This window comes from Lactobacillus sp. WILCCON 0059, assembly GCF_057197985.1.
Window position 1 is genome coordinate 564519 of the sequence record NZ_JBUBHN010000001.1, and the last position, 23989, is coordinate 588507.

General features: G+C 51.0%; 21 protein-coding genes and 1 tRNA gene. 16 read left to right on the forward strand and 6 right to left on the reverse strand.

The window, feature by feature from the left end:
* Positions 1–173: 173 nt before the first annotated feature.
* From ACYVUT_RS02765 to hpt, 5 genes are all read left to right on the forward strand, one after another.
* On the forward strand, positions 174–1775 hold the full coding sequence (locus ACYVUT_RS02765; RefSeq protein ID WP_484499890.1) for a SpaH/EbpB family LPXTG-anchored major pilin: 1602 nt from the start codon (positions 174–176) through the stop codon (positions 1773–1775).
* A gap of 223 nt (positions 1776–1998) precedes the next feature.
* On the forward strand, positions 1999–3000 hold the full coding sequence (locus ACYVUT_RS02770) for an MSCRAMM family protein (RefSeq protein ID WP_484501441.1): 1002 nt from the start codon (positions 1999–2001) through the stop codon (positions 2998–3000).
* Between the two features lie 11 nt (positions 3001–3011).
* On the forward strand, positions 3012–3920 hold the full coding sequence (locus ACYVUT_RS02775) for a class C sortase (protein WP_484501442.1): 909 nt from the start codon (positions 3012–3014) through the stop codon (positions 3918–3920).
* A gap of 142 nt (positions 3921–4062) precedes the next feature.
* The gene (locus ACYVUT_RS02780) at positions 4063–5409 is read left to right on the forward strand and encodes a hemolysin family protein (protein ID WP_439775753.1); all 1347 of its coding nucleotides are present in this window, start codon (positions 4063–4065) and stop codon (positions 5407–5409) included.
* A gap of 108 nt (positions 5410–5517) precedes the next feature.
* A complete protein-coding gene (hpt, locus tag ACYVUT_RS02785; RefSeq protein WP_439775752.1) occupies positions 5518–6090 on the forward strand; it encodes a hypoxanthine phosphoribosyltransferase in 573 nt (190 codons plus the stop codon).
* 50 nt (positions 6091–6140) lie between these two features.
* On the opposite strand, the gene ACYVUT_RS02790 is transcribed toward hpt, so the two are convergent.
* Positions 6141–7433, reverse strand: coding sequence for an APC family permease (locus ACYVUT_RS02790; protein WP_484501443.1), 1293 nt, complete (start codon positions 7431–7433; stop codon positions 6141–6143).
* A 106-nt stretch (positions 7434–7539) separates the two neighbouring features.
* On the opposite strand from ACYVUT_RS02790, the gene ACYVUT_RS02795 reads away from it, so the two are divergent.
* The 7 genes from ACYVUT_RS02795 to ACYVUT_RS02825 all read left to right on the forward strand — a co-directional run bounded on the left by ACYVUT_RS02795 (position 7540) and on the right by ACYVUT_RS02825 (position 15234).
* On the forward strand, positions 7540–8232 hold the full coding sequence (locus ACYVUT_RS02795) for a 1,4-beta-N-acetylmuramidase (RefSeq protein ID WP_484501444.1): 693 nt from the start codon (positions 7540–7542) through the stop codon (positions 8230–8232).
* Positions 8229–9485 (forward strand): DEAD/DEAH box helicase, encoded by a 1257-nt coding sequence (locus ACYVUT_RS02800; RefSeq protein ID WP_439775749.1) that lies wholly within the window; start codon positions 8229–8231, stop codon positions 9483–9485. Before ACYVUT_RS02795 ends, ACYVUT_RS02800 begins: the two co-directional genes overlap by 4 nt.
* Positions 9478–10797: a PTS sugar transporter subunit IIC gene (locus ACYVUT_RS02805; protein ID WP_439775748.1), complete on the forward strand. Its 1320-nt coding sequence runs from the start codon at positions 9478–9480 to the stop codon at positions 10795–10797. Before ACYVUT_RS02800 ends, ACYVUT_RS02805 begins: the two co-directional genes overlap by 8 nt.
* 61 nt (positions 10798–10858) lie before the next feature.
* Positions 10859–10933: transfer RNA gene (locus ACYVUT_RS02810), tRNA-Arg, on the forward strand.
* 351 nt (positions 10934–11284) lie between these two features.
* Complete coding sequence (locus ACYVUT_RS02815; protein WP_484501445.1) at positions 11285–12358, forward strand: PTS sugar transporter subunit IIC; 1074 nt, start codon at positions 11285–11287, stop codon at positions 12356–12358.
* Between the two features lie 229 nt (positions 12359–12587).
* On the forward strand, positions 12588–13871 hold the full coding sequence (locus tag ACYVUT_RS02820) for a uracil-xanthine permease family protein (protein WP_484499248.1): 1284 nt from the start codon (positions 12588–12590) through the stop codon (positions 13869–13871).
* Positions 13872–13983: 112 nt separating this feature from the next.
* Positions 13984–15234, forward strand: a complete 1251-nt coding sequence (locus tag ACYVUT_RS02825) for a methionine gamma-lyase family protein (protein WP_484501446.1) — start codon at positions 13984–13986, stop codon at positions 15232–15234.
* A 77-nt stretch (positions 15235–15311) separates the two neighbouring features.
* Here the strand turns inward: ACYVUT_RS02825 and ACYVUT_RS02830 are convergent, their stop codons facing one another.
* Positions 15312–17399, reverse strand: a complete 2088-nt coding sequence (locus tag ACYVUT_RS02830; protein ID WP_484501447.1) for a putative ornithine decarboxylase — start codon at positions 17397–17399, stop codon at positions 15312–15314.
* A gap of 39 nt (positions 17400–17438) precedes the next feature.
* Positions 17439–17681: a hypothetical protein gene (locus tag ACYVUT_RS02835; protein ID WP_484499246.1), complete on the reverse strand. Its 243-nt coding sequence runs from the start codon at positions 17679–17681 to the stop codon at positions 17439–17441.
* Positions 17682–18139: 458 nt separating this feature from the next.
* Between ACYVUT_RS02835 and ACYVUT_RS02840 the strand changes: the two genes are divergently transcribed.
* Entirely contained in the window at positions 18140–19594 is a 1455-nt protein-coding gene (locus ACYVUT_RS02840; RefSeq protein WP_439774715.1) for an APC family permease, read from the forward strand.
* A 66-nt stretch (positions 19595–19660) separates the two neighbouring features.
* Here the strand turns inward: ACYVUT_RS02840 and ACYVUT_RS02845 are convergent, their stop codons facing one another.
* Positions 19661–19855 carry a hypothetical protein gene (locus tag ACYVUT_RS02845; protein WP_439774714.1) on the reverse strand — a complete coding sequence of 65 codons (195 nt, stop codon included), beginning with the start codon at positions 19853–19855 and terminating at the stop codon, positions 19661–19663.
* A 109-nt stretch (positions 19856–19964) separates the two neighbouring features.
* Here ACYVUT_RS02845 and wecB point away from each other — a divergent pair, with 109 nt between their 5' ends.
* Positions 19965–21107, forward strand: coding sequence for a non-hydrolyzing UDP-N-acetylglucosamine 2-epimerase (wecB, locus tag ACYVUT_RS02850; protein ID WP_484499899.1), 1143 nt, complete (start codon positions 19965–19967; stop codon positions 21105–21107).
* A gap of 42 nt (positions 21108–21149) precedes the next feature.
* Here the strand turns inward: wecB and ACYVUT_RS02855 are convergent, their stop codons facing one another.
* Positions 21150–21629: a GtrA family protein gene (locus ACYVUT_RS02855; protein WP_439776073.1), complete on the reverse strand. Its 480-nt coding sequence runs from the start codon at positions 21627–21629 to the stop codon at positions 21150–21152.
* The gene (locus ACYVUT_RS02860; protein WP_439776072.1) at positions 21622–22068 is read right to left on the reverse strand and encodes a flavodoxin; all 447 of its coding nucleotides are present in this window, start codon (positions 22066–22068) and stop codon (positions 21622–21624) included. Before ACYVUT_RS02860 ends, ACYVUT_RS02855 begins: the two co-directional genes overlap by 8 nt.
* A gap of 146 nt (positions 22069–22214) precedes the next feature.
* On the opposite strand from ACYVUT_RS02860, the gene map reads away from it, so the two are divergent.
* Together map and ACYVUT_RS02870 are read left to right on the forward strand one after the other, a co-directional pair.
* Entirely contained in the window at positions 22215–23042 is an 828-nt protein-coding gene (map, locus tag ACYVUT_RS02865; RefSeq protein WP_003612256.1) for a type I methionyl aminopeptidase, read from the forward strand.
* A gap of 2 nt (positions 23043–23044) precedes the next feature.
* On the forward strand, positions 23045–23959 hold the full coding sequence (locus tag ACYVUT_RS02870; RefSeq protein ID WP_484499243.1) for a YihY/virulence factor BrkB family protein: 915 nt from the start codon (positions 23045–23047) through the stop codon (positions 23957–23959).
* Positions 23960–23989 lie beyond the last annotated feature (30 nt).

A 23989-nucleotide genomic window follows, 5' to 3' on the forward strand; every position in this document is an offset into this window, starting at 1 on the left:
AGAATTGCTGATCCAACTTGTTCACGAAAACGAGATGCCATTGGCGGGTATTTTCCATCACACGCCCGCGCTAGACCAAGCACTAAGCCACTTTTAGGAGGTGACAGGACTTTTAGGAAAAAGACGGAGATTGCTGATAATTAGTGTGAATTAAAAGAGACGGAGAAAAGACCATGAAAAGAGGAAAATTAGCAACTTTGCTGGCTGCCTTTACTTTGGCAGCCGCACCTATCCTGTCTAGCGCTGGCCTGGTAAGCGCCGCCGAAGACAACTATACGACTACTAAGCCTAACGAAGTAACTGTGGCCATCCACAAGTACAAGACCACCAGTGACTTGTCAGGCAAGACCAAGCAAAACGCTGACTTTGACACCAAGTCAACCAGCGACTTGAAGAACTTGCTGGGCCTTAGCGACAGTGACAACCTGGAGCCAATGGCTAATGTCAAGTTTAAATACTTCAAGGTCAATGACAGCGACAAGCTGGCAGACTTGGCCAAGAAGTCAGTTAAGGAACTGGAAGCAGCTTACTCAACTAACGGCGAGATGACTACTGACGCTTCTGGTTTGGCAACTAAGGTTATTCCAGAAGCTGACTACGGCAAGTACTACTTTGTCGAAGTAACCAAGACTGACTCAGCCTTTGAAACTGCACCATTCCTGCTGGAAGTTCCATCATACATTTCCGGCAAGGGTTACGCTAAGACCATGAACGTTTACCCGAAGAACAAGGTTACCACCCCAACTCCGGGCAAGGACGTCAGCAGCCTGGGCAACAACGACGACTCAGCCAAGGTCGGCGACCAAGTTAAGTGGTACTTGAAGGGTACTATTCCTGCCGATATCGACACTTACCAAACTTACGAATTTATCGATACTTTGGATTCAGCTTTGACTTACGACAAGTCCTTCACTCCAGTAGTTACTGTCGGCACTAAGACTTTGACTGCCGGCGAAGATTACACGGTAACTGAACCAACTGCTGACAGCAATGTCTTCAAGGTTACCTTGACTGAATCAGGTAAGAAGATGGCCTACGAAGCTTACCAAGCAGCTGGCCAAACTCCAAGCGCTGAAGAAATCAAGGACATCGCCAAGAACACTGCCGAAAACCCATTCATCGAAGTTGAATTTGCAACTACTATCAACGAAAAGGCCGTAATGGGCAAGACCATCGACAACAAGGTTGTCTTGAACTACCACAACGGCGGCAGCGTTTCTGGCAAGCCAGAATCTGACACTCCAGAAGTTCACACCGGTGGTATCCGCTTCGTTAAGAAGGACGCCGTTAACAAGAACGTTCTGGAAGGCGCAGTATTCGAACTGTACGAAGCAGACGGCACTACTCCAGTTAAGTGGACTCAAGCCATGATCGATGCCAACGGTTCAACTGGCTTCAAGGACCAAGCAGTTGGCAACCAAGTTAAGCTTGTTTCAAAGAAAGACGGCACTTTTGAAATCAAGGGCCTGAAGTACGGCGAAACTGGCAAGAACAACGATGATTCTGCAACTAAGTACGTTCTTAAGGAAGTTCAAGCCCCAGAAGGCTACAACCTGCCAGACAATGCCACTACTACTGTGACTGTCAACGCAACTTCCTACTACAAGGACCCAACTGCAGTTGATGCTGTAGCAGCTGATCCTGTAGAAATCCTGAACAACAAGACTCCAAACCTGCCAATGACTGGTGGCATCGGTGCCCTGATCTTCGCTCTGACTGGTTTGGCAGCTGTAGGCTTCGCCTTCTACGAAATCAAGAAGCGTCGTCAAGCCTAATTGACTAAACTTAGTTGATTTGTTGATCACAATTTGTTACTTTTTGAAGCGGGAAAGTCAATTGGAAATTCAATTGGCTTTCCGCTTTTCTAAAGCAGGGGAGCTGGCCCTGAGCTTGCCTGCTTTAGAAAGGTTAGTCTTTAAAAATAATAAATGGCTGCATTGTGGAAGAAAAACAGTGCAGAGTGTAGAGTATAAGAAGGGCGAGAAGGGAGAACAACTTATGGCGACTCATTTACGGCGCGGCCACTTGGCTTTTGCCTGGCTTTTGGCTTTGCTCAGTCTGCTATTTACGGCTGGCCGGGCTCAGGCCGCCAGCCAAGACCTGACCTTGGTCAACCCTAGTCCAAACCAAGCGACCAGTTTCGTCTTTAAAGGCTGGAAGGTTGATGACCAGGCTAAGCTGGCGGACCTAAACAAGCAGACCAGCGAAGAACTGGACCAGTCCAGCCAGGCCGTTTTCCAGGAAAAAATGACTGCCGGCCAGAGCCAATTAAAGCTTTCCCTGGATCCCGGCCGCTACTACATAAGAGAATTGACCAAGCCAGGGGTGACGGTCCAGCCGCTTCTTTTGACTTTACCTAGAAACGGCAGTAACCAGCTAACGGTCTACTTAAAGACTGAAGCCATCACTGGCCAGGTCCAGCTGACCAAGCTGGGCTATGCCAGCGCTTCAGCCAAAGGCAAGGCCCTGGCCGGAGTTAGTTTCTACCTTTATCAAGAAGGCAATAATCTTCCCTTGCGAGTTGATGCTTTAGGCAAATTGTCAACAGACGACCGGGATTCCCGCCTCCTTTTGACTGACAAAAATGGGCTGATCAAGGTGACCGGCCTGCCAGCCGGCAACTACTACTTCGTTGAACAGGCGACCCTGTCTGGATACGTGAAAAATTCCAGCCCGCAGCACTTTACGGTCAAAGCCGGGGAAACGGCCTACGTGACTGTAAAGAACTACCGGCCGACCGTGCCGACTCAGCCGCAGAAGCCGACCGTGCCAAAGAGTTCCAGCTCTAGCTCGAGCTCTAGTTCAAGTTCCAGCTCAAGCTCAAGCAAGCCAAGGGTACCGACTCAGCCGCAAAAGCCTAACGTTCCTAGCCAAAAGAAGAAGGGCTTCCTGCCGCAGACCGGGGAAATCGTCAGCTGGCTGGCCGTCTTTGCCGGCCTGGTCCTCCTCGTCTTTGGCCTCTTCTTAGCTGTGAAGAGCCGGCGGAAAAATGACCAATAGGATTTACGGAAATGAAAAAAGAAGCAAAAAAGCAGGCAAATAAACAAAAGCAGCAAAATAAGAAAAAGGGGCCAATCTGGCCCTTTATTTTGCTTTTACTGGTCGGCTTGGGTCTTTTGGCTTATCCTTTGTCGACTCAGGTCTACAACTTTTGGCTGTCTCACCAGAAGGTCCAGTCTTTCCAAAAGGCGGCCGGCAAATTGTCAGAAGCTGAAGTCAAAAAGCGCCTCCGCCTGGCCCGGGCCTACAACGCCTCGCTCTTGTCACCAGGCCAGCAGGCCAGCTTCAGTGATCCTTTCAGTAAGAAGGAGAAACAAGCAGGCGTGGCGGCTTATGCCAAGATGCTGGAACTAGAGGAAAATATCGGCTATATCGACTTGCCCAAGCTTCACCAGGAGCTGCCAATCTATGCCGGAACCAGTGAATCAGTCCTGCAAAAGGGCATTGGCCACTTGCCAGGTTCATCCTTGCCAGTTGGGGGCAAGAGCACCCGGGCGGTTCTTACCGGCCACCGTGGCCTGCCAAACTCCCGCCTCTTTACTGACCTGCCCCGGATGAAAAAAGGGGATGTCTTCTACGTCCACAATCTGGGCCAGACCCTGGCCTACAAGGTTGACCAGATCAAGGTGATCAAGCCGACCCAGGTTGACCAGCTCAAGATCGTCAAGGGCAAGGACCTCTGCACCTTGATGACCTGCACGCCATACATGATCAACACCCACCGGCTGCTAGTGACCGGCCACCGGATTCCATACAATCCAAAGGCGGAAGCCAAGGCCAAGGAAAGAAGCCGCAACCGCCTGGTCTGGATCATCATCGCCATCCTTTTGCCAGTTTTGGCCATCATTATTTTCTTCTGGCACAAGAAGCGGAAGAAGAAAAAGCAAGGTAAAGCGGCAGAAAAGAAAGAACAAGAATAAGCAGATAAAAACGGGCCGTCCGGATTCACGCGGGCGGCCCGTTTAATATTTTTCTAGAATGAACTCCTTTGTGAAAAAAATTCTGCAAATAATGATAGAATAAAGGTAAATAGTTCAATTAGAGTAATTTAGGTGAATTACAGTGACTACGACACAAATCTGGATTAATTTACTAGCAATACTTGTAATCTTTGTTTTTGCCTCCTTCTTTGTCGCGGCGGAATTTGCCCTGGTGCAGGTCCGGCCCAGCCAGCTGGAGGACATGATCGCCAATGGGCAGGGGAACGTGAAGAAACTTAAGCGGGCCCTGCACATGTCGCATAATTTGAATGAGTACCTGTCAACTACCCAAGTCGGCACTACCTTAGTTGGGGTTATCCTGGGCTGGTTCGGGGCTGATACTTTGGCCACCATCTTTGAAAGGCTTTTGGCTCTGACTCCCATGTCCAAGAGTCTGGTCAACTCAGTCGGAGCTTTGATCGGGGTTATTTTCCTAACTTATCTAGAAGTTGTTTTGACGGAAGTCGTGCCGAAAAATATCGCCATTGACGCCCCAGTCAAGATGCTGATGTGGATCGTAACGCCCCTCCACTTCTTCCATACTTTGGTTTATCCTTTCGTCTGGCTCTTGAACGCCAGCTCATCTGGTATTTTGAAGATAATGGGCTTTAACCCGGCCGATGAGGAAAACCAGGTCTATTCTCAGTCGGAAATCATCCGTTTGAGCAAGAACGCGGTGCATGGCGGGGCCTTGGACAAGGAAGACTTGACCTATATGGAAAGAGCCTTCCAGTTAAATGACAAGACGGCCAAAGACATTATGACCGACCGGACCCGGCTGACGGTTTTAGATGCCAGCGAAAACATCAAGACTGCCCTGGCCAAGTACCTGGAAGACGGCTACAGCCGCTTTCCGGTCGTGCGGGAAAATGACAAGGACGACGTGGTCGGCTACGTTTATGCCTACGACATCGTCCAGCAGAGCCGGGTGGATGACAAGGTGCCGGTGACCCGGGTCAACCGGACGATCATCACGGTGCCAGAATCCATGCCGATCCAAGACATTCTGCGTCTCATGATCAGCAAGCACACCCCAATCGTTTTGGTAGTTGATGAATACGGCGGCACCAGCGGGATCGTAACTGACAAGGACATTTACGAAGAGCTCTTCGGGTCAGTCAAGGACGAAATTGATGACGTTTCTGACGATTACATTATCAAGGACGCTGAAGGCAATATCCATGTTTCGGGGAAAACTACCCTGTATGACTTTGAACGCTACTTCCACCAGAATCTGAAGAGCTTCCAAAACAGCGACATCATCACCATCGGTGGTTACATGATGGAGCGGTATCCGAACTTGAAGAAAGAAGAGTCAGTAGAACTGGAAGGCTTCCGCTTTACCTTGGACGATATTCAGCAGGGTTTCATGCGCTGGTTTATCGTTGAAGGGCCAAAGACAAACGATCAAGCCGAAAAAGAAGAATAAGATTCTTAAAAAGGAACGGTTTTTAGACAAAAGCCGTTCTTTTTTGTCAAAATAATGTTATAATCTGAATGTATCATTTTGAAAGCAATTAGTAATCGAGGAAACCTAATGAAAAGTATTCATGACGCAGTTGATCACAAGTTGTACAGCGAAGAAGACATCGCGGAAATGACCAAGCGGCTTGGCCAGCAATTGACCAAGGATTACGCTGGCAAGCGGGTGCTGGTCGTCGGCGCTTTGAAGGGTGCCATCTTCTTCCTGACCGACCTCCTGCGGGAAATGGACCTGGCTTGCGACATTGACTTCATCGACGTTTCCAGCTACGGCAACGGGACTGAATCCAGCGGCAAGATCACGGTAACCCATGACCTGGAAGCTGACGTGAAGGGCCGTGACGTCTTGATCGTTGAAGACATCGTGGACACTGGCCTCACTTTGAAGTTCATGAAGGACGAAATGCTCCGCCGCGGGGCAAGCTCAGTCAAGTGCTGCGTTTTGCTTAACAAGACGGCCCGCCGGACTACTGAAGTAGATGTTGAATACTACGGCACCCACGTAGGCAACGAATTCGTCATCGGTTATGGGATGGACTTTGCCGGCCTTTACCGGAACCTGCCTTACATCGGCGTCATCAAGCCGGAAGTTGTCGAAGAATTCAGCAGCAAGCACGAACACGACTAATTTTTCCTAAAAGAAAATGGATCATCCATGTGGATGATCCATTTTTTGCTCTAGTGGAGCTTTTTCCAGTAGTAGACTGGCAGGCCCAGGAGGGTGATGCCCAGGCCGATCACGGAGAGGGCAAACTGGTTGATGACGGTCATCACGATGATGAACAAACCGCCAATAATGGAAATCAAAGGGATAAGCGGGTAGGCTGGCGTCATGAAAGGCCGGGCCAGATCTGGCTCTCTTTTTCTCAGCAAAATGACAGCCACAGACAGGAGGGTGGTGAAGGTCCACATGACAAAGACCAGCATGTTGGTCAAGATTTCAAAGTTGCCCAGGGCGATCATGATCAAGGCGATGGCGTTGACCAAAAGGGCGGAGAAGACCGGGACCCCGCTTCTGGCAGAAGTCTTAGCCAACTTCTCAGAGCCGGGCAGGCGGTTTGCCTGGGCCAGGATGTAAGGCGTCCGCATCCCCGTCAGCATAAAGCCATTGCAAGCCCCGTAGACCGACAGCAGGATGCCGACCGTGACGATTTTGCCCCCGGCCTGGCCAAAAAGCTTCAAAGAAGCATAGTAGGCGGTATTGTCATTGCCGATGATTTTGGCAAAAGGCAAAGCAGTCATAAAGGCGTAGTTGACCAGGATGTAGACGACAGTGACCAGGGAGAGGCCGAGGATGATGGCCCGGGCCAGGTCCTTTTCGGGATTCTTCATTTCCTTGGCCAGATTGGTTACGACGATCCAGCCTTCAAAGGCAAAGAGGGCGGAGAGCAGGCCCTGGCTGATCCCGGCCAGCCAGCCGCCGCTGCTAGCCACCGTAACTGGCCAGAGGCTGACGGAGACTTGCGGGCGGATTAAGGCGAAGACGATGATCAAAAAGAGGGGGATCAGCTTGATGACCGTGATCACCGACTGCATCCAAGCTGAAGCCTTGGTTCCCAGCATATTGATCAAAAAGAGCAGAAGGACCACACCGGCAGCGATCCACTTGCTGCTGGAGGCTGGCAGGCCCGCCAAAACTACAAACTGCTGGCCGAAAATCGATGCCAGGGCCGCGATTTGAGCGGGGAAGTAGACGGTCATTTCCGCCCAGCCGAAGAGAAAGCCCCAGATATTGCCATAGCTGTAGTCCAGGTATTCAATAGCCCCGTTGACGTTCAAAGCTGCCGCGATTTCCGACACGGTCAAACCCGAGCAAATAGAGATAACGCCGGCCAGAAGCCAGACCAGGATAGTGGCTGAGGCTGACCCGGTGCTTTGGGAAATACTGCCGATCTTAAAGAAGACCCCGGCTCCGATGACTGAGCCGATGACGGTCGCCAGTGCCTGGCCAAAAGAAATCTGTTTTTTCACGAAATCCCTCCAGTAATACAAGTCTAACTATTCAATTATACAGGAAATCTTTCTACTTGGTCTAGGCGGATTTCTCGGCTAAAATGGTAGAAGGAGGTTTTGGGCGATGGGGCAAAAGAAGCATTTTCAGCATCCGGCAACTCTGCCGGCTCTTTTGATTCTGCTGGCCGCGATTATCGGCCTTTTGGCTTATGGCCTGTACAATTATGCCAGCCAGACCACCCTGCCAAAAGGGGCCAGTCAAAGCGCTGTAGGCCTTAAGGTTGACCAAAGCCAAGAGGATATTGACCTCAGCCGCCTTCAAAAGGCCGGCTTGTCTTTCGTCTATCTGCCGGTTGATCAGAATTTTTCTGCTAGGCGCAAGGAAGTTGCCAAGACCAAATTAGCCTATGGCAGCGTACTTGAAGTAGCAGGGGAGAAAAGCGCCAAGAAGCAGCTAGCCCGGGCCAAGCGCCTGTCTGCCGGCCACTGGGGTGCCTTGCCAATTCTGCTGGACAGCGGACAAGATGATCCAAGCGCGGCCAATTTGACTGCCATGAGCCAGCTGGCCGCTTCTTTGGTCAAAAGTCATGAGGTCATGGTCAACGCGCCAGTGAAGTATAGGAAGCTTTTTCCAGCGGGATGCAAGTTCCTGGCCACGTCGACGTCAGCGCCAAGCAAACTGGACTACTGCTTCTGGCGCTATACAGAAAAAGGCCACGTGGCCGGAGTCAGCGGGATCGGCTACAAGAACGTCATGTATGCCTACATCGGGACCAGCCAGCAATATAAAGAAAAGTACGGACAATTAGCACAATGATTTACACAGAACAGATTCAAGCAGTTTTAAAGAAGGAACATAAGGACCAGCCAACCCTGATTCAAAAGGAAACTTATGAGGCCATCAAGAACGGGGCCAGCCTGGTTGCATTGGCCAAGACGGGGACGGGCAAGACCCTGGCCTATGCCCTGCCGGCTTTAGAGCGGGTTGTTCCTGGGGAGAAAAATTCCCTGGTAATTTTGGCCCCGACGACGGAACTGGCCGTCCAGATCAGAAATGCCATCCTGCCTTTTGCCAAGGCCCTGGGCCTCAAGACCCTGGCCTTGGTGGGGGCCGGCAACCGGCAAAGACAGGACGAGCGGTTGAAGAAGGACAACTGTGAAGTCCTGGTCTGCACCCCGGGCCGCTTCTTCGACTTCTTCTCTTCTGGCCGGATCAAACTGGTTCAGATCAAGACCCTGGTCATCGATGAAGCCGACGACATTTTGGAATTTGCCAAGCTGGAACTTCTGAGTTCTTTGGGCCAGAACCTGCCTTCTACTAGTCAGATTTTGCTCTTTGGGGCTACTGAATCCCAGATCACCCAGGAAGCGGAGGAAATTTTTGCCCGCCACTTCTTCCTAGTCGATGTCCGCCCGGACCAGGGCAGCCGGACTGAGCATGTCTTTTTGCAGGTGGACAATGAGCACAAGCTGGAATACCTGCAGCGCCTGTGCAAGCTGGACGGCTTTAGAGGCCTGCTCTTTTTTGACTCAAACGAGGGGATGCTGCGCTTTGCCAGAATTTTTGCCCACAGCAAGACCCGCTTTGAAGTTTTAGCCAACAATTTCTCAAAAGACAAGCGCCAGCAGGCTATCCGGGACTTGGCCAAGGGCAAGGTCAAGCTGCTCTTAGCCACTGACCTGGCGGCCCGGGGGTTGGACATTCCGAAACTGACCTACGTGGTCAACTATGAAATCCCTACTGACGCCAACACCTACATGCACCGAGCTGGCCGGACCGGCCGGATGCAGCAGGAGGGCAAGGTGGTGTCTCTGGGCAATGACCACGACCTGCGCAAGCTGAAGAAGCTTTTGGAAGGGGAAGTAACGGTCGACCGGGTCTACTTTGCTGGCTACCACTTAAGTAAAGAAAAGCCGGTCAAAAAGGAAAAGGCTGAAGCAAAAGACAAGCAGGATAAAAAGACCGCTGTCCTTGCCCAGCCGGCCAAGAAGAAAAAGAAGTCCAAGAAGAAAAACAAGAACAAGGGTTATCATCCACATTACTTGAAGGGGAAGCAGCAGAGTGAATAACGTGATTGACTGGCTGGAGCGGCACCTGCTGCCCCTGGCCAATAATCTGGCCTCAGTCCGCTGGCTGGTGGCCCTTAGGGATGCTTTTATCTCCACCTTGCCGATCAGTTTGACCGGATCAGCAGCGGTCTTGATCAAGAGCTTGATTGTCGCTGCTAATCGAAATTTAGGCTGGCATGTTTTTTACCAGCTCATGCAGCCGGCGATCTCCATCTGCAACTTTGTCTGGCGGGGGAGCGTGGCCATGTTTGCCCTCTTCTTCGTCCTCAGCTGGGGCTACCAATTGGCCAAGGCCTGTGAGGTGGATCCATTGGCCGGAGCCATGACGGCTCTGTGCTCTTTTATGATGAGCATTGCCAACTATTCCTACCTCATGCAGGGGAGTAAGCGGATCAAGCTGGACCAGGTCTTTAACACCAAGCAGCTGTCAACGACAGGGATGTTTACCGCCATCCTCTTTGGCGGTCTGGGCGTGGCCCTTTACATCCTGGGGGTCAAGGCCAGACTGGGCCTGCACATCCAGACTGCCATGCCGCCAGCCCAGATTGCGGCCTTTGAGGCGGCAATTCCAGTCATGCTGGCCCTTTTTATCGTGGGCGGGCTGAACTATCTTTTCCAGACCATTACTGGCCAATATTTTGGTGACTGGCTTCTGGAGATCATCCAGCTGCCCCTTTTGAAACTGGGCCAGGGCTTCATCATGGTGATTGCCGTTACGGCCTTAACCCAGCTTTTCTGGTTCTTCGGGATCAATGGGGCCAGTGCCCTGGCTCCGGTCGTTGGGTCAATCTGGGCCACGGCCCAAAATGCCAATATATTGGCGGCAGCTAATGGCCACAAGATCCCGTATTTATGGACCAACACTTCTTTTATGATCTTTGGGGTCAGCGGGGCCTGCCTGCCTTTGGTGATCGCGATTTTGCTGACTTCCAAGCGCAGCGACCACCGGACTTTGGCTAAGGTGGCCCTGGCTCCGGCCGTTTTCAATGTCAATGAACCCATGCTTTATGGGCTGCCGATTATTTTGAACCCGGTTTACTTTTTGCCCTTTACCCTGGCTCCTATTGCCAATGTCTCTGTTGCATATTTAGCGACCAGGCTGGGCTGGATCAACCGGGTCCAGGCCTCTGTTCCAAATATCATGCCCCCGATAGTCGGCCCTTACCTGGCCTGCAACTATGACTGGCGGGCCTTGGTTCTTTCTTTAGTCAACCTGGTCATTGCTGTCTTGATCTGGCTGCCTTTTGTCAAGGCGGCTGACCGGATTGGCAGCAATGATGAACCACGGCGCTTTTTCATGCCCCAATACTAATGACTTAAGCTAAAGCACTAGCTTTTTCAACACATTTTTTGTAGAATTAAATGTGTTGCATGGCCCGGTAGCTCAGTTGGATAGAGCACTGGTTTCCTAAACCAGGTTGTCGCGAGTTCAAATCTCGCCCGGGTCATTGCCTGCCCCTCACGGAAGTGAGGGGTTTTCTTTTTGCCTTTTTTCTGTTTTTTTGCTATTTTTCTCTATTTTTTCTTCCGAACTTATTGCCTTTTGCCTTTAACTTTGTCAAAAACGGACGACTTTTTAACAAAAGTTTAAAGAAAGTAAAGTTGATTGAAAAAGAAAGCGGATTTTTTGCTTTTGATAAGAAAATTATGAAAGTGTTGCGGAAAAGGATTGCAAAGGTTGAGATCTTTCTCTATAATTCTAGACATCAGTTTATGAGAGAGAAATTAAACGCTATTAGATATCTCATAATCTGCGTCAATGTAATTATATTTTTCTACCGTTAGGAGGCGGAGACTATATGTCTGAAACAACTCAAACAAAAGAAACAGTTGGATCATTTACGATGAAAGTCCTCAATGGTTCAGCGACTGCCATTATCGTGTCACTTCTTCCAAGTGCCATTTTGTCAACCTTCTTGACTCCTTTTGCCGGGAGCAACGCGATTGTGGCCAATCTTTTGCACATTGTGACCGTCTTCCAATACTTCTTCGCTGTAATGTGCGGGTTCTCAACTGCCAAGCAGTTTAACCTGGGCTACACTGAAGCTGCCTGTGTGGGCGGTGCTGCCTTCCTGGGCTCCGGCTGTGTAACCGCGGTAACTACCACTGTTAAAGGCGTGACTACCACCAGCTTCCAATTAGCCGGGATGGGTGATGTTATCAACACCATGCTGACGGCAGCCGTTGCCGTACTGTTCATCAAGTGGGTCGGCAACCGCTTCGGCTCACTGGGGATCGTCTTCTTCCCAATCCTGGCCGGGACCGGCATCGGTTTCCTGGGCAGCCTGACCAAGCCTTACGTATCCCTGGTAACCACGGCTATCGGTGACGTCATCAACACCTTCACCAAGCTGGCTCCATTCCCAATGTGTGTCCTGATCGCCATGTCCTTCGCGATCATCATCGTTACCCCGCTGTCAACTGTAGCCATCTCCGTAGCCATCGGCCTGGCCGGCATGGGTTCTGCCGCTGCTGGTTTCGGTCTGGCAAGTACCGCAGCCTTCCTTATCTGGGCAACCCTGAAGGTTGACAAGCCAGGTGTGCAAGTTGCCATCTTCTTAGGCGCTATCAAGATGATGATGCCAAACTTCCTGAGATACCCAGTGATCGGGGTGCCAATCGCTTTGACGGCGGCTATCTCAACCCTGTCCGTGCCAATCCTTGGCCTGCAAGGTACTCCGGCATCTGGTGGTTTCGGCCTGATCGGGGCAGTTTCACCGCTGGCTTCTTACAATGCCGGCTTCCACAACGTGCTGGTGCTGGTAATCGTCTGGGTAGTCGTACCATTTGCGGTTGGCTACCTGATGAAGAAGATCTTCGTCGACTGGACCAAGGTCTGCAAGCCGGAATACTTCGTCACTCCGGCCCGTTAATTGTCATTAATCTCCTTAAATTATTCCAATAAACCATATTTTTCCTTATATAATTCAAGTCCGCGGCTGAAGCATTGTCAGCCGCGGCTTTTTTGACCTTCCTTGACAAAAAATAATATTATTAGTAGGCTAAAGTAAGTCAATTGTTAAGGAACCTTTAAATTCAGTCCCGTGAGGCTGACAAGGACATTTTGTTCCGGGTTCCAGTATTTGGAAAGGAAGATTTCTTTTGAAAGAAAACAAGACATTCCGGAACCCTGAAGCGGTTTTGGACGTCCAGGACAAGCCGAAGTTTGGTCCCTGGCTGCTGCTCTCAATCCAGCACCTCTTTACCATGTTCGGCTCGACCGTCCTGGTTCCGCTTTTAATCGGCTTAAAGCCAAGCATCGCCCTCTTCTGTTCAGGGGTAGGGACCCTGGTCTACATCCTTTGCACCCAGGCGAAGATTCCTGCCTACTTAGGTTCATCTTTTGCTTTTATCGCGACTATGCAGGCCTTGATGAAAAATTACGGCTATCCGGCCGTCGGGCAGGGGGCCATCGCGGCTGGTCTGGTCTACGTTATCGTAGCCCTCTTGATTGCCCGCTTTGGCTCGCGTTGGCTGGACAAGATCCTGCCACCAATCGTGGTTGGCCCGATCATCATTGTTATCGGCCTGTCACTTGCGACGACCGCGGCTAACGATGCCATGTTCAATGCCAGCGGCAAGTACAGCCTGACTTACTTCGGGGTGGCGATTTTTACCCTGGTCATCACGATTATCTTTAACATGTTTTTGAAGGGCTTCCCGAGCATGATCCCGGTTTTGCTGGGGATCATCTGCGGCTATCTTATGGCGCTTTTCTGCGGGATCGTTGACCTGTCCGGCGTTGAAAGCGCCAAGTGGTTCTCTTTGCCAGCCTTTGACGTCATGGGGGTCAACTACAAGTTCAAGTGGTACCCGGCCGCAATCATCACCATGGCTCCGATCGCTTTTGTCACCATGACTGAGCACATGGGCCACATCATGGTCTTAAACAAATTGACCAAGCGGAACTTCTTTGAAGACCCGGGCCTGCACCGGACCCTGCTGGGCGACGGTCTTTCCAGCATCATCGCCGGCTTTCTGGGTGGCCCGCCAACTACTTCCTACGGGGAAAACATCGGCGTTTTGGCCATGACCAAGGTCCACAGCGTCTTCGTCTTGGGCGGGGCGGCCTTCTTCGCCATCGTCTTCTCCTTTGTCGGCAAGGTTTCAGCGGTGATTGAATCCATTCCAACCCCGGTCATCGGGGGGATCTCCTTCCTGCTCTTCGGGATGATCGCGGCTAACGGCTTGCGGATCCTGGTTGACAACAAGGTCGACTTTGAAAAGAAACGGAACCTGGTCATTGCTTCCGTCATCCTGGTTATCGGGATCGGGGGCACCTACCTCAAGATCGGCTCTTTCCAGCTGACCAGCATCGCCTTGGCCACGGTCTTCGGGATTGTCTTGAACCTGATCTTGCCGGAAAAAGCAGCCAGCGAACAGTAGAATTTTTGCAAATAGCTTTCCATAATTGCATGGAAGGCTATTTTTTATTTAAAAAGGCGGCGATTTGGTTTAAGATAGGTAAGTAACAAAGAACAAACAGAGGGATTTTTTGATGAACAATTTACCAGAAGAATTAGCAAAAATTGTCAAGGAAGTCGACGAGCAGATCGCCGGGCGTCTCCAAGAAATCGATGAACAGGTTATCTACAACCAGGCCAAGGTCCTGGAGGCCTTTGTCGACAACGCGGTTGCTGAATCAGACCTTAAGGGGACCAACGGCTACGGGGACGACGATGAAGGCAGAGACAAGCTGGAGCGGGTCTACGCCCAGGTCTTCCATACTGAAGACGCGCTGGTAAGGCCGCAATTCGTTTCCGGGACCCACACCTTGGCAACTGCCCTTGACGGCAACCTGGTGCCAGGCGATACCTTGACTTATCTGACGGGGATGCCATACGACACTCTGCAGCACGCCATCGGCCTTACTCCAGACAAGGCCGGCACCTTGATTGAAAAAGGGGTTAAGTTCTCTTACGTGCCGCTGAAAGAAGACGGCAGCGTCGACTTTGAAGCAGGGGAAAAGATCTTAAAGCGGGACCAGCCTAAGATTGTTGCTATTCAGCGCTCCCGGGGCTACGATACCCGGGAAAGCTTCCCAGTTGCCAAGGTCAAGGAAATGATCGACTTCATCAAGGAAGTCAGCCCGAAGTCTCTAATCTTCGTTGACAACTGCTATGGGGAATTTTCTGAAAAGCATGAGCCGACTGAATACGGGGCCGACTTCATGGCTGGTTCATTGATCAAGAACGCCGGGGGCGGGATTGCCCAAACCGGTGGCTACATTGTCGGCAGAAAAGACTTGATCCACCGGGCAGCCAGTCGGCTTTTTGCCCCAGGGATCAGCGACTCAGAAGGCCCAACCTTAAACAGCCTGCATGAATTCTACGAGGGCTTCTTCCTGGCGCCAAACGTGACCGGGGAAGCCATCAAGGGGATGATCTATTCAGCTGCCTTGATGGAAAAGCTGGGCTTCAACGTGTCTCCTAAGTGGGACGCGCCGCGGACTGACCTCATTGAGCTGATCACCTTCAATGACAAGGAAAAGATGATCAAGTTCTGCCAGGAAGTACAGAAGAATTCGCCGGTTGACTCCTTCGTCACGCCAATTCCAAGCCACATGCGGGGCTATGAAGACGAAGTCATCATGGCTGGGGGGACCTTTGTGTCCGGATCAACGGTTGAATTCTCAGCTGACGGCCCGATTCGCCCGCCTTACGCCGTTTACATGCAGGGCGGTTTGACCTATGCTCACGACAAGATTGCCGTAACTAACGCGGTAAAGGCAACCTTGTTTGGCGAATAAGCAAAAAGGCCAAATAAAGAAAATAGTTCAAGATATAAAAAACGTTGACACTGGCTTGTGTCAACGTTTTTGTCATTCTAAGATTCTTTGAGGACTTCAGCCCAGACTTCGCCGCCTTCTTGGTAGACCCCTTGGATTTCCGGATCCAGGCCCGGGAACTTTTGGACAGCACCGATCAAGACTTGGAAGTAGGCAACGTCCAGGTCCTGCCAGCGTTCGCCAGGTGCCACGATGAAGACGCCTGGCGGGTAAGGGAGGGCGCCTTCTAGAGCTACCCGGCCTTTGGCGTCAGCCAGTTTGACCAGTTCGCTGTTGCCGTGGACGAATTCACGGTCAGCTTCTTTTGGCGTCATCTCGTAATTTTGGAAGCTGCCTTTTAAGAAAAGGGCCTGCTGCAGCTTAAAGATGTCATGCTCTTGGTAATAGTGGTGGAGCTCCTGGCAGAGCTGGTAGAGGGTATAACCATTATAGCGGTCAGGATACTGGGCCGCCAATTCCGGCATGATGGAAGAGAGAGGCGCCTTAGTCAAGTAGGCGTCTTCAAAGGCCATCAAGGCAGAGAAGAGGCCGTTCATGTCGACCTGGCTTTCGCCTGGCGTTAAGAGGTAGAGGGTAGAGTAGCTGTCGGACTTTTCCGGGATGATGTGTTTTTCGTGCAGGTAGAGGGAAACGACCGCGCCGGGGATGCCTTCTTCAGTAAAGGCAGCTTTTGCCAGGTCAATGCCCGGCGTCATTAGGGTGACCTTGACTGGGCTTAAGGCAACTTCACCTGGAGCAATCAATTTGAAACCGTGCCAAGGCTCATCTGGGGACAGTTTCCAGGCTTCCGGGTCCTGGGCCAAGACAGCAGTTGGCAAATCTTCCCACTTTTGCCCGTGGACAGTTGGTGGAACGAGGGGCTTAAAAAGCTTGCTTTCTTTTAAGAGCCGCTTGCGGAAGTCGATGCCTAATTTAACCGTGTCGCTCCACCAGTTGTTAACGGCTGGTGAAGCAGCCATGGCGCTGTTGGCGACCAAGGAAGCGTAGACCGGGTAGGAGTAGCTGGTCGTAACGTACTTCATGTAGGCGTGGTTGAAGTGCTTGTGGTCGACGTAGCGCTTTTGCCCCTTGATATGGCTGTCTTTTTTCAAAATCTGGGAGGCCTGGCCCACGCCGGCTTGCTGCTTGTGGATGGACTGGGTGACCAGGATGCCGGGATCATTTGGACCTAAGTCCTGCTGGAAAGGAGAGTAGTCTCTGAGGACGTCGACAAATTGTTCATAGCCGCCCCAGGCACAGTCAAAGAGGATGTAGTCACAGAGACGGCCGAGCTTTTGCAAGATGAGCTTGGCGTCATAGAAGATGCCGTCATAGGTCTCCAGCTGCAGGACTGCCAGGCGGAAAGGCCGGTCAGCCATGGCGCGGCCAGGGTCGATCTTGGCGATTTCTTGGCGGATCAAGTCTTCGTCCAGACTGGCGGCGGTTAATGGCCCGATCAAGCCGTCGGCGTTTCTGTCAGTCGGCAGGTAAACCGGCTTAGCCCCGGTCATGACCAAGGCACTGTTGTAGATGGACTTGTGGTTGTTCCGGTCAAAAAGGACCAGGTCGCCTTCATCTAAAAGGGCGGTGGTGCAGATGGTGTTGGCGCTGGTCGTGCCGTTGGTGCAGAAGTAGACCTTGTCGGCATTGAAGGCCTTGGCAGCTTCTTGCTGGGCTTCTAAGGGCCCGCCGGTGTGGTTCATCATGTCGCCGAGTTCTGAGACGCAGTCGGAAGTGTCAGCTCTGAAGTAGTTGTCGCCGAAGAAGTTGCGCAAGACTGCTCCGGCTGGGTGGCGGTCATAGAAGCGGCCGTTGTGGTGGCCAGGAGTATCGAAGACCAGGTCATCTTGATCAGAAAAAACCGTCAGCTCCCGGATGAAGCGGGGAACATTGGCTTCTTCGTAGGCCTGGGCCTGGCGGCTGATTTCAGCTTGGCTTGTCTCAGGGTCAAATTCGATCAAGGGCAAATCCAGGCCCAGCTTTTCCTTCATGGTCTGGTAGATGCCCCGGGACCGGCTGTCTTTTTCGTCGATGACCACGGCAGCCAGGCTGGCCGGGTTGACCAGCTCGGTCAGTTCAGTTTTGGGCCAGTCGATTGGTAGATAGGGCAGAAGTTCTTTTTTAGCAGCGATTGCTAGATAATGCATTGAAAAAATCCTTTCTGTTTTATGGATAGATGGAAGTTGCTACTTGTACTTGCGGTCACGTTCATCGCGGAATAAGTGATCAAAGAGCCAGTCGTATTGAGAGATAAAAATGAGAATGCCGATGCCAGCCGCGACTTGAAGCCAGACGGGGATACCGTAATCTCTGGTCAGCTTAAGAAAAGCAGCTCTCAAGTAGGAATGGCCAACAAACAGCCAATACAAAGAGTCAAGAATAGCTATCGCGGACAAAAGCGTCGCCGTTACTCGCAAAAACTTTTTCATATCGATCCCTTTCTGTTACTTGGTATTTTTATAAAAGCGCTTACCGCTTGATTCAGTGCCTTTATAAAAAATTGTAGTAGGCATAGGTAGATTATACACTTTCAAGCTTTTTTTGCCAAAAAGCATTCTTAATCGCCGCCCTTAGTGATGTTTCCTTTTTGCGCATTTACTTGCACGAAAAAGGCCAGTTTCTCTTGCCGAGGGCAGATTAACCAAATATTTTTTACTAAAAGCTGGCTAATGACCGGTATGCGGATAACTTCTGCTTAACATTTGAAAGAATTTTCATTGAATTGAAAAACCTATAGAATTTTCAAAACAATAGGAATAAAATGGAAACGATACTTTTTTGATTGGAGACGGTGCAGTGACCAGCTTTTTAAAGCGCCAGAACAAGCCCCCGTGCTGGCAAATTGCCGCTTAAGACAATTTGACCAATAAGGAGCTTGATTTACAGAATGATTGAAGAAACCCCAAAGAAACACTACATGGCCTGGATGACCTTGGCGATGCTCGACTTCGTCACCATCATCCGCTTTGAAGATGTTTTCTACCCATACCAAAACCAAGGTCTGTCCGTAATCTTTTCATGGATTTTCCTTTTGATTTGCTACCAATTGCCGTATACCTTGATCGCTACCCAGTTGGGCCTGGCCTACAAGGATACTGAAGAAGGTGGCCTGGCCTCCTGGATCCGGCGGGGGACGGGCAGCGACGTATTAGGCTATGCTACCAGCTGGATGTACTGGGCCCAAACCGTGCCCTACCTGGTGGACGTGTCCAACTCCATCATCGTCTCCATTTCCTGGATGATCCTGGGCAACAACACTTTAGGCAAGCACATGTCGCCCTTCATGTTCGGTCTTTTGACCTTTGTCATTATTTTGATCTTTATCTTGTGTGAAAGTGCATATAAAAATTCCCTGGATCTTTTGTCCTTGATTGGGGGGATTGCCATGTTCGCCATGTCCGTGATCTTCGTGATCTTGATCATCTGGGCCCTCATGCACGGCGGCCACATTGCCACCAAGATGGAATGGTCCAGCTTTAAGCCGAACTTCAGTGTCCACTACTTCTCCACGACTGGCTTGTTGATCTTTGCCATGTCCGGGGCGGAACTGGCCGCGCCTTACGTGACGCGTCTCAAGAATCCCCGCAAGGAATTTCCAAAGTCAATGTGGATGCTTTTTGCCATGACGGTCTTCATGACCTTGACTGAAACTCTCGGTCTGGCTGTCCTCTTTGACGCCAAGCACATCCCGCACGACTTTAAGATGAACGGGGCCTTCTACGCCTTCCAGCTTCTGGGTGAAGAAGCTGGCATGGGCAAGAGCCTTATGTACATGTATGCCATCGTCTGCCTCTTGAACTTCATGGCCGACCTGGCCGCCTTGATTGACGCTGCCAGCCGGGTCTTTGCCTCTGACACTTCAGAAAAGTACATGCCAAGCTGGCTCAGAAAGAAGAACAAGGATGGCCTGCCAGTCAACAGTTACGTGCTGACTTGCAGCATCACGCTTTTCCTTTTGCTTTTGTCAGGGACCTTGCCGGAAATCAACGATATCTTCAACTGGCTTTTGAACTTGAACGGAATCGTCTCACCGTACAAGACTTCCGTTGTCTTCCTGGCCTTCTTGGCCTTCCGTTACCGGCACAAGACTTTTGCCGACGGCGACTTCGTCTTCATCAGAAACCACAAGGGGGCCCTGGCGGTCGGCTGGTGGTGCTTCATCTTTACCTTCATCTGCGCGACGATGGGCTTCCTGCCGCAGGATGTTACTTTTGACAGTCCGCAATGGACCAAGCAGCTTTGGATGAACATCATCACCGTTATCGTCCTCTTCGGGACTGGCTTCCTTCTGCCATGGCTCAGAAAGCTGGAAGTAAAGCACCAAGCCAAGGCTAAGGGCTAATGCAGAACAATAAAATAGAGTAAAGAAATAAGGAATCAGTCTGGCTGATTCCTTATTTTTGTTTCATCAATTTACAAGCAGTGGATTCTTCAAGAGCCAAATGGTCAAGGGGATGATGACCAAGAGCAAAATAAGGCTGGTAATCCGCAAAATCCGCCGCGCCTTTTGCCCTAAGGACCTGTCAAAAGAGTAGACCAAGCTGAAGCCGGCCAGGATGATCAAGAGGCTGTCGCCCAGGAGGGGGAAAATATTAACTGTCATAGTGCACCTCAAAATTGTTTTCTCGATTATTTTATGAAAAATTCGCCGCCTTCGCGCCTTTTTTGCTATGATTAAGTTAGCAATTTGCTAAGGAGGCAATAAACCCAGTATGCAGAAAATTAAAGTAATGACCGTTTTCGGGACCAGACCAGAGGCCATCAAGATGGCCCCTTTGGTCCTCAAGCTGATCAGTGACGACCGCTTCCAGCCAGTTACTGTGGTTACCGCCCAGCACCGGGAAATGCTGGACCAGGTCCTGGAGATTTTTAAAATCAAGCCGGATTACGACTTAAACATTATGCAGCCCCAGCAGACCTTGGCTGATATTACCACCCGGGTTTTGACCTCTTTGAGCCAAATCATCCAGGAAGAAAAGCCGGATATCGTCCTGGTCCACGGGGATACGACGACTTCCTTTGCCGCCAGCCTGGCTGCCTTTTACCAGCAGACTCCCCTGGGCCACGTTGAAGCGGGCCTGAGAACCTGGAACAAGTACTCACCTTTCCCGGAAGAGATGAACCGGCAACTGACCGACGTCTTGTCCGACCTTTACTTTGCCCCGACTTCAGTCAGCCGGGCCAACCTCTTAAAGGAAGGACACCCGGAAGAGAATATTTTTGTCACGGGCAACACGGCCATCGATGCCCTGGCCCAGACCGTCCAGGCCGACTACCAGCATGAAGTCTTAGACAAGATCGGCCAGGGCAAGCGGATTATCCTGGTCACCATGCACCGGCGGGAAAACCAGGGCGAGCCTATGCGGCGGGTCTTCAAGGTGATGAAGGACGTGGTTGACCAGACTGATGACGTTGAAGTCGTCTACCCGGTCCACCTTTCGCCAAGAGTCCAGGACGCTGCCAAAGAAGTTTTAGGCGGTGACCCCCGGATTCACTTGATCAAGCCTTTAGACGTGGTCGACTTCCACAACCTGGCCAAGCGCAGCTACTTTATTATGACCGACTCTGGCGGGGTCCAGGAAGAAGCTCCGTCTTTAGGCAAGCCGGTTTTGGTCTTGCGGGACACGACCGAGCGGCCGGAAGGGGTCAAGGCCGGAACCTTGAAACTGGTTGGCACTGAAGAAGACGCGGTTAAGGAAGCCATGCTGGAGCTTTTGAATGACAAAGCTGCCTACAAGAAGATGGCTGAAGCCAAGAACCCATACGGCGATGGCCAGGCCAGCGACCGGATCTTAAATGACATTGCCTGGTACTTTGCCGGCAAAAAGGAGCAAAAACCTGCCGACTTTGCCTAATTAAACAACTTGCATGAATGAAAAAAGCAGTGAAGCTCAGCTTCACCGCTTTTTAATTTTCTTCTCCAGTTTCCGTCTGAGGCTTCTTTCCTGTTGCTCGAAGACGGATTTGGTGGTCAGGTAGTTGAAGATGCCGACCAGGATTTGGTCGATGATCTTGACGATCAAGGCCGGCCAGCCGAAGATGCTCATCCCCAGCCACATGATCAAGGTGTCCGGCAGCAGGCTGATGATCCGGTAGGCAAAAAAGGACAGCAGCTTCTGCCACAAACTGTGCTCATGGTCCACGTTCTTGGTAAAGACCGCCTTGTGGTTGAACCAGAAGGAGGCCAGGTTGGATACGATAAAGGCAACCGTGTTGTCGATGACCAAGACGGTGTGCAAAACGTCATGCATGAACATGAAGACAACCGTGTTGATCAAGGCCGCGATGAAGCCGAAGAACATGTAGACCCATAAATTGCGGTGGCGCTTGAAGATCCGTTCACCTAAAGCCCGCCGCCGGTTAAAATTTTTATCCATTTAATTTGTCCGCCAACTCCTCAGCAGCTTCATCGATGCGGGCGATGTCTTCATCGTCTGGTGCGTTTTCAACCGTGAGCGGGGGAATCAGTTCCTTGGCCCCGCAGGCCAGAAAGGCCTTCTCAAAGTCATAAACGTTCTCGCAGTAGTGTTCCTTATAGGTCTTGTCGCCTGAACCCATGACCGCAAAAGACTTGCCGGTCAAGTCCAGCTCCTTGAGCTGGTCGTAAAAGTCGGCAATTTCGTCAGTCATGGCGCCTTCGCCGTAAGTATAGGTGATGAAGACGCACAGGTCGCTGTCTAAATAATCGCTGGCGTCAGTAAAGCTGACGTCAGAAGAATCTACTTCCAGGCCTTGGTCCAGCAGGTCTTCCTCCAGGATTTCAGCCATATCCTCGTCGTTGCCGGTCATGCTGGCAAAAACAATCTTTGCTCTCATAAGTTAAGCTCCCAAAAAACAATTTCTAGAGTATTATACACGATTTGCCCGAGCTTGGCGAATTGGGCGCTTTGCTACTTTAGCAAACTTTTAAAAAAGGTTATAATGGTGAAGACAAACTACTTCATTATGAAAGGAAAAATAAATTGATTACTATTAAATCTGTTCGTGAATTGAAGGGCATGCAGGCTTCAGGCCACTTGCTGGCAACTATGTTCGAGGCCCTGCGTGACGTGATCAAGCCGGGCATTTCCACCTGGGACATTGAAGAATTCTGCCAGGAATTCGTTTCCAGCCGGGGCGGCCGCTTGTCAGAACAAGGTTTTGAAGGCTACAAGTACGGTACCTGCATCTCAGTCAACGATGAAATTGCCCACAACATTCCCCGCAAGAATGTTTTCTTAAAGGAAGGCGACCTGGTCAAGGTTGACGTAACCTGCAACTTGAACGGCTACGAATCAGACTCCTGCACCACTTACGGGGTTGGCCAGATCTCAGAAGAAGACCAGCACTTGATGGACGTGACCAAGAAGGCCATGTACATGGGGATCGACCAGGCAGTTGTCGGCAACCGTATCGGGGACATCGGCGCTGTCATTCAGCATTATGTTGAAGATGAAGAAGGCTACGGTGACGTCCGGGAACTGATCGGCCACGGCATCCAGCCATCTATCCACGAAGACCCGGAAGTACCGCACTGGGGCAAGGCCGGCCACGGCCTGCGCCTGCGCGAAGGCATGACCATCACCGTTGAACCAATGGTTGAAGCCGGCGGGGACTGGCGGATTTTGCAAAAGACGGTTGATGATCCGAATGACGACTGGGTCTTCTACGCTACTCCGGACGGGTCCAAGTCAGCCCAGTTCGAGCACACTTTTGCCATCACCAAGGACGGCCCGAAGATCTTGACTTTGCAAAAGCCATACGACGGCCTGGAAAAGTACATCCCGCACTTTGACGAAATGGAAGACTAGGCATGACGGAAAAAGTTGAGCCAGGACAAAAGGGGGTCCGGCGCTTTTTTGCAACTCTTTCCTCGGTCGTTTCCCAAGGGGAGATTTTTCAAAGTTCCATCGTGATTGCCTACTACATCCTGTTTTCAATTTTTCCCATCGTTATCATTATCGGTAACGCCCTGCCTTGGTTTCACCTGGACACGGGCCCGATTGCCGATTATGTAGAAATGATTTTTCCAAGTGACGTGGCCCGCTATATCATACCGATCGTCGAGACCCTGCTTAAGTCGAATTCGACCAGCTATTTCTCCTTCGGTGCGATCTTGGCCCTGTGGTCCATGTCCTGTATGGTGAACGCGGTCAGAATCGGGATGAACCGCCTGTATGGCGTCCACAACAAAGAACTGAAACTTGGTTTCTGGCACTTTATCTGGAACCGGACCTTGACCGTGATCTTCAGCGCTTTGATGGTCACCATGTTTATCCTTTTGGCCCTGGTTGTGGTTTTTGGCCAGGAAGTCCTGCATTTTCTGGCGCCCTACCTCAATTTGTCTCTGGACTGGATCGACAGGCTCTTCAGCTACCGCTGGCTGGTTCTGCTGGTCTTGATGCTGATCGGGGTCTATTACCTCAACGCCGTAGCGCCCAATGTTCACTTCAAGAAGGCGGTTTTGCCCGGGACCATCGTGACGGTAGCCGGCTGGGAAGCCTTGTCTTATCTTTTTTCCTTCTATTTGAAAAATTTTCCGGTCAAATGGGAAAATTATGGTATAGTTGGAACTTTTATCATTTTTATGCTCTGGCTCAACCTCCTGGCCATTCTTTTGCTTTTTGGCACGGCGGTCAACGTCAGCTTGGACCAGCTGCGCTACGGGCCAGCGACCTATTCCAACGGCCCTTTGGCCGAGTTTATTGCCAAGCGGCGGAAAAAGTAATTGTCCATTTTCTAGGAGATTGGTCTAGCT

Coding starts and splice junctions, on each gene's coding strand:
- ACYVUT_RS02765 (WP_484499890.1), top strand. CDS start 174: ATGAAAAGAGGAAAATTAGCAACTTTGCTGGCTGCCTTTACTTTGGCA.
- ACYVUT_RS02770 (WP_484501441.1), top strand. CDS start 1,999: ATGGCGACTCATTTACGGCGCGGCCACTTGGCTTTTGCCTGGCTTTTG.
- ACYVUT_RS02775 (WP_484501442.1), top strand. CDS start 3,012: ATGAAAAAAGAAGCAAAAAAGCAGGCAAATAAACAAAAGCAGCAAAAT.
- hpt (WP_439775752.1), top strand. CDS start 5,518: ATGAAAAGTATTCATGACGCAGTTGATCACAAGTTGTACAGCGAAGAA.
- ACYVUT_RS02795 (WP_484501444.1), top strand. CDS start 7,540: ATGGGGCAAAAGAAGCATTTTCAGCATCCGGCAACTCTGCCGGCTCTT.
- ACYVUT_RS02800 (WP_439775749.1), top strand. CDS start 8,229: ATGATTTACACAGAACAGATTCAAGCAGTTTTAAAGAAGGAACATAAG.
- ACYVUT_RS02815 (WP_484501445.1), top strand. CDS start 11,285: ATGTCTGAAACAACTCAAACAAAAGAAACAGTTGGATCATTTACGATG.
- ACYVUT_RS02825 (WP_484501446.1), top strand. CDS start 13,984: ATGAACAATTTACCAGAAGAATTAGCAAAAATTGTCAAGGAAGTCGAC.
- ACYVUT_RS02830 (WP_484501447.1), bottom strand. CDS start 17,399: ATGCATTATCTAGCAATCGCTGCTAAAAAAGAACTTCTGCCCTATCTA.
- ACYVUT_RS02835 (WP_484499246.1), bottom strand. CDS start 17,681: ATGAAAAAGTTTTTGCGAGTAACGGCGACGCTTTTGTCCGCGATAGCT.
- ACYVUT_RS02840 (WP_439774715.1), top strand. CDS start 18,140: ATGATTGAAGAAACCCCAAAGAAACACTACATGGCCTGGATGACCTTG.
- ACYVUT_RS02845 (WP_439774714.1), bottom strand. CDS start 19,855: ATGACAGTTAATATTTTCCCCCTCCTGGGCGACAGCCTCTTGATCATC.
- wecB (WP_484499899.1), top strand. CDS start 19,965: ATGCAGAAAATTAAAGTAATGACCGTTTTCGGGACCAGACCAGAGGCC.
- ACYVUT_RS02855 (WP_439776073.1), bottom strand. CDS start 21,629: ATGGATAAAAATTTTAACCGGCGGCGGGCTTTAGGTGAACGGATCTTC.
- ACYVUT_RS02860 (WP_439776072.1), bottom strand. CDS start 22,068: ATGAGAGCAAAGATTGTTTTTGCCAGCATGACCGGCAACGACGAGGAT.
- ACYVUT_RS02870 (WP_484499243.1), top strand. CDS start 23,045: ATGACGGAAAAAGTTGAGCCAGGACAAAAGGGGGTCCGGCGCTTTTTT.